Source organism: Kitasatospora sp. NPDC093558 (genome assembly GCF_040683475.1).
GTDB lineage: Bacteria > Actinomycetota > Actinomycetes > Streptomycetales > Streptomycetaceae > Kitasatospora.
Genome location: NZ_JBFBDY010000513.1, coordinates 1 through 4,641, shown reverse-complemented (window position 1 = coordinate 4,641; position 4,641 = coordinate 1). Strand labels below are relative to the sequence as shown.

The 4,641-nt window shown below is 77.6% G+C and carries 3 protein-coding genes; 1 reads left to right on the top strand and 2 read right to left on the bottom strand.

The window, feature by feature from the left end:
* Positions 1–68: 68 nt before the first annotated feature.
* Both AB0O00_RS30350 and AB0O00_RS30345 read right to left on the bottom strand, forming a co-directional pair.
* On the bottom strand, positions 69–2,393 hold the full coding sequence (locus AB0O00_RS30350; RefSeq protein WP_363657185.1) for a DUF5682 family protein: 2,325 nt from the start codon (positions 2,391–2,393) through the stop codon (positions 69–71).
* Positions 2,390–3,472 carry an AAA family ATPase gene (locus tag AB0O00_RS30345; protein ID WP_363657183.1) on the bottom strand — a complete coding sequence of 361 codons (1,083 nt, stop codon included), beginning with the start codon at positions 3,470–3,472 and terminating at the stop codon, positions 2,390–2,392. The genes AB0O00_RS30350 and AB0O00_RS30345 overlap by 4 nt, the downstream gene beginning before the upstream one ends.
* 157 nt (positions 3,473–3,629) lie before the next feature.
* On the opposite strand from AB0O00_RS30345, the gene AB0O00_RS30340 reads away from it, so the two are divergent.
* Positions 3,630–4,641 (top strand): SWIM zinc finger family protein (locus AB0O00_RS30340; RefSeq protein WP_363657181.1); only part of this gene is annotated, 1,012 nt, incomplete at its 3' end.

The window sequence follows — 4,641 nt, the reverse complement described above, 5'->3', positions numbered from 1 at the left end:
GTTGGTCGGTCCTGCTAGTGGTCGTCATGAGCTCCTCCTTCTTCAGGGCTTCTTCACGGGCTGGGGACTCAGGTGTTGCGGCCGGACGCCTGCCGGGGGATCGACGGCCGGACGCCGAGCAGGAGGGCCACCACCGGCACGGCGGCGTCGGCCCGGGCGCGGTCGAGCTCACCGCCGACGGGCTCGCCGGACGGCTCGGCGTCGAGCGGGCCGGCCGCGACCCGGGCGCCGACGGTGCTGCGGACGCCCGCCTCCAGGCCGCTGAAGGTGCGGCGCAGCAGCGGCAGGACGTCGGTGAAGGTCGCGTCGGAGACGCCGGTCAGCCACTCGTCGAGCAGCGCGAGGAGCCGGGGGTCGTGCAGCAGCAGGGCGCCGCCGCCGGCGAGGAAGCCCTCGATCCAGCCGGCCGCGTCCGCCGGCGCGCTCGCGGCGGAGAGGACCAGGCGAAGCCGGCGGCCGGCCTCGTCGGAGTCGAGCCGTCCGTCGTCCAGCAGCAGCCGGACGGCGCGCCCGCGCAGCAGGCCGGGCGCTCCGGTGGCGGGGCCCCCGGCGGGCTCGTGGCGGGCGACCGCGTGCAGGGCGGCGGCCCAGCGGTCGGCGAGGCCGTCCGCGGCGAGCAGGCCGATCGCGCCGTGCACCTCGTCGAGCCGGGCGCGCAGGTCCGCCGCGCTCGCGGCGTCCAGGCCGACGCACGCGGGCGGCAGGCCGACGCAGATGCGGTCGGCCAGGCCGGTGGCGGCCTCGCCGAGCGCGCCGTGGTCGGTGCCGCGCACGTCGCCGTAGCGCAGCGCGCGGACGAGGGCGGGCAGGGCGGCGGCCAGGTGGGCGACGTCGGTGTCGAGGGCGGCGCGGTCCGCGAGCACCCGCATGACGGCGGGCAGGGCGGTGGCCAGGCCGGCCAGCAGGCAGGTCTCCACCAAGCCGGTGAGCTCGGCGAGTTCGGCGGCCGCGCGGGCGGCGGCGGCCTTGGCGGTGGCCGCGTCCTCGACCGTGGTGCCCCACTGGGCGGCCTCGGCGATCCGCACCGCGAACTCGGGCTGCCAGCACAGCCGCCAGCTCTCCCGGAAGGTGCCGGTCGAGGTGACGGCGGAGCGCGCGGGCACGCCCCACTCGATGCCGAGCAGCCGCAGCCGGTGCAGCAGGCGGGACCGGGCGACGTCGGTGTCCTTGCGCAGGTCGAGGTCGAGGTCCCGGGGCGCGGCCGCGGGCTTGAGGCGCAGCGTGCGCTGGAGCCTGGCGAGGTCGCGCTGGAGCGGCACCGCGGGTGCGGCCTCCGGGACCTCGCCGAGGGCGTCGCCGATCACCAGGCGGTCGCGGACGAGCTCCAGGGCGACGTCGGAGCCGTCGCACATGACCGCGCGGATGGCGTCCAGCGTCTCGGTGAGCCCGGCCAGCGGGCGGCCGCGCAGGGCGGCCAGGGTCTCGGCGAGCCGGACCGCCTCGATGACGTGCGCGGAGGAGACCGGGTGGTCCTCGGCGCGGAGCAGCTCGGCGGCGCGGGCGAGCCACTGCGGCACCGGATCGCCCGCGGCGGCGTACAGGTGGTGGTACCAGCCGGGCGACTCGATGCCCGCGCCGTAGCCGGTGGACTGGGCGAGCCTGCGGTGCGTCCAGGGCACCCAGGTGATGTCCGTCCTGGGCTTCTTCGGCAGCTCCGCGAGCAGCGCCCGGTCGTGGGCGACGGTCGGCAGCTGCGCGAGGGCGGGCACGTGGAAGGCCCCGCAGACGACGGCGATCCGCCGGTGCCCGGCCCGGCGGGCGGCGCGGATCCGCTGGCGCATGTACGCCTCGCGGACGAGGTCCCGGCGGGACTCGGCGAGGCCCTCCGCACGCAGCGCCGCCATCGCCTCGGCGACGGCCGCGAACGGCGCCAGAGCGTCCGCGCCGGGCGTGCGGTGCTCGACGACGTCCTCCCACCAGCGCTCCGGGTCGTCGTGGCCGGCGGCCTCGGCGAGCAGGGCGATCGGGTCGGCGGAGGTGTCGTCGGCGGTTCCAGGCCCGGCAGCGGGCTCGGGCCCGGCGGCGGTTCCGGGCTCGGCGGCGAAGCCGTACGCGGCGGGCAGGTCGATGAAACGGACCGGCAGCTCCCGCTCCACCGCGTACCGGATCGCCACCCACTCCGGGGAGAACTCGGCGTACGGCCAGAACGCGGCCCGCGCCGGGTCGTCCACCGCGTGGGCGAGCAGCGCGACCGGCGGCACCATGTCCTTCTCGGCGGCCAGCCCGACGATGCCGTCGGCCTCGGGCGGGCCCTCGACCAGCACCGCGTCCGGCGCCAGCTGCGCGAGCGCGGCGCCCACCGCCCGGGCCGAGCCGGGGCCGTGGTGACGGACGCCGAGCAGCGTCACGTCCGGGGTGGTCGTGCCGGGCGCGGTCGTGCCCGGGGACGTCATGCGGCCACCTCGCGGGCGGCGCGGTAGAAGTCCTTCCAGCCGTCGCGCTCGCGCACCACCCCTTCCACGTACTCGCGCCACACCGCCCGGTCCGCGACCGGGTCCCGGACGACGGCGCCGAGGATGCCCGCCGTCACGTCCGCCGCGCGCAGGACGCCGTCGCCGAAGTGGGTGGCCAGGGCCAGGCCGTTGGTGACCACCGAGATCGCCTCGGCCGTGGACAGCGTGCCGCCCGGCGTCTTGACCTTCGTGCGGCCGTCGACCGTGATCCCGGCGCGCAGCTCGCGGAAGACCGTCACGACCCGCCTGATCTCCTCGGCGCCGCCGGGCAGTTCGGGCAGGTCCAGGGAGCGGCCGAGCTGGTTGACCCGGCGGGTGACGATGTCGACCTCCTCCTCCAGCGAGGCCGGCAGCGGCAGCACGACGGTGTTGAAGCGGCGCCGCAGCGCGCTGGACAGCTCGTTGACGCCGCGGTCCCGGTCGTTCGCGGTGGCGATCACGTTGAAGCCGCGCACGGCCTGCGTCTCGGAGCCCAACTCCGGCACCGGGAGCGTCTTCTCGGACAGGACGGTGATCAGGCTGTCCTGCACGTCGGCCGGGATCCGGGTGAGCTCCTCGACCCGGGCGAGCTTGCCGTCCGCCATCGCCCGCATCATCGGCGAGGGCACCAGGGCGTCCCGGCTGGGCCCGTTGGTGAGCAGCCGGGCGTAGTTCCAGCCGTACCGGACGGCCTCCTCCGGGGTGCCCGCGGTGCCCTGCACGAGCAGGGTGGAATCGCCGCTGATCGCGGCGGCCAGGTGCTCGGACACCCAGGTCTTGGCGGTGCCCGGCACGCCGAGCAGGAGCAGCGCGCGGTCCGTCGCGAGCGTCGTGACGGCGACCTCCACGATGCGGCGCGGGCCGACGTACTTGGGCGTGATCGGGGTGCCGTCGGGCAGTTCGCCGCCGAGCAGGTACGTCGCCACGGCCCAGGGCGAGAGCTTCCAGCGCTCGGGGCGCGGCCGGTCGTCCTGCGCGGCCAGGGCGGCCAGTTCACCGGCGAAGGCGTCCTCGGCGTGCTGCCGCAGAACGTCGGTCATGGGGGGCTCCTTCGGGTCGGCCGCCGGGCACGGTGACGGCGGGGCGGCGGGTGACGGGAGGGCAACTCCGGCCTGCGGAAGCCACCCTGCACCCGGGCACTGACAATCCGCGGCGGACGGTGAGGGAGTGTCAGTGGTGCCGCCTACGGTCGGTGCCATGGAGGAACGCTGGAGCACCGAACACGTCCTGTCCCTGGCGCCTGACGCCGCGTCGCAGAAGGCGGCCGGCAAGCTCTCCACGCCCGCGCCCTGGTCGGCCACGGGCACCGACGGCGCGGCAGTCTGGGGCGAGTGCCGGGGCAGCGGCAGCACGCCGTACCGCACCGTGGTCGAGCTCGCCACGCCCGCGTACCAGTGCAGTTGCCCGAGCCGGAAATTCCCGTGCAAGCACGCGCTCGGGCTCCTTCTGCTGTGGAGCGGCACCCCGCGGGCCGTCCCCGCCGCGGAGCCCGCCGACTGGGCGGCCGCCTGGCTCGACTCCCGCCGCGAGCGCGCCGAGCAGCGCGCCGCGGCCCCCGTCGGCGGTGCCCCGGCCCCCGCCGATCCGGCCGCCGCCCGCCGCCGGGCCGAGCGGCGCGGCGCCCGGGTCGCCGCCGGCGCGGCCGAGCTGCGGCTGCGGCTCGCCGACCGGATCCGGCACGGCCTGGCCGACCGCACCGCCGGGCCGTGGGAGGAGGTGGCCGCGCGGATGGTCGACGCCCAGGCGCCCGGCCTCGCCGCCCGGGTCCGGGAGCTCGACGGCCTCCCCCAGGAGCGGCTCCTGGAGGAGTACGCGATGCTCCACCTGCTCGCCACCGCCGCCACCCGGATCGACGAGCTCCCGGCCGAGCTGGCGGCGACGGTACGGACCAGGGTCGGCTACACCACGGACACCGCCGACGTGCTCGCCGGGCCGACGGTCCGCGACCGCTGGCTCGTCCTCGGCCATCGCGACACTTCCGACGACCGGCTCACCACCCGCCGGCTCTGGCTGCGCGGCGCCAAGACCGGCCGCCCGGCCCTGCTGCTCGCCTTCGGCCGCCCCGGCCAGGCCCCCGACCTCGCCCTGCCCACCGGCCACGTGCTGGAGGCCGAGCTCGCCTTCCACCCCGGCGCCCGCCCGCTGCGCGCCGCCCTCGGCACCCGGTACGGCGCCCCCGCGCCCGGCCCGGCGGCCCCGCCGGACGGCC

What these genes read in the sequence shown, in the direction of transcription:
- AB0O00_RS30350 (WP_363657185.1), bottom strand. Translation starts at nt 2,393, where the DNA reads ATGACGTCCCCGGGCACGACCGCGCCCGGCACGACCACCCCGGACGTG.
- AB0O00_RS30345 (WP_363657183.1), bottom strand. Translation starts at nt 3,472, where the DNA reads ATGACCGACGTTCTGCGGCAGCACGCCGAGGACGCCTTCGCCGGTGAA.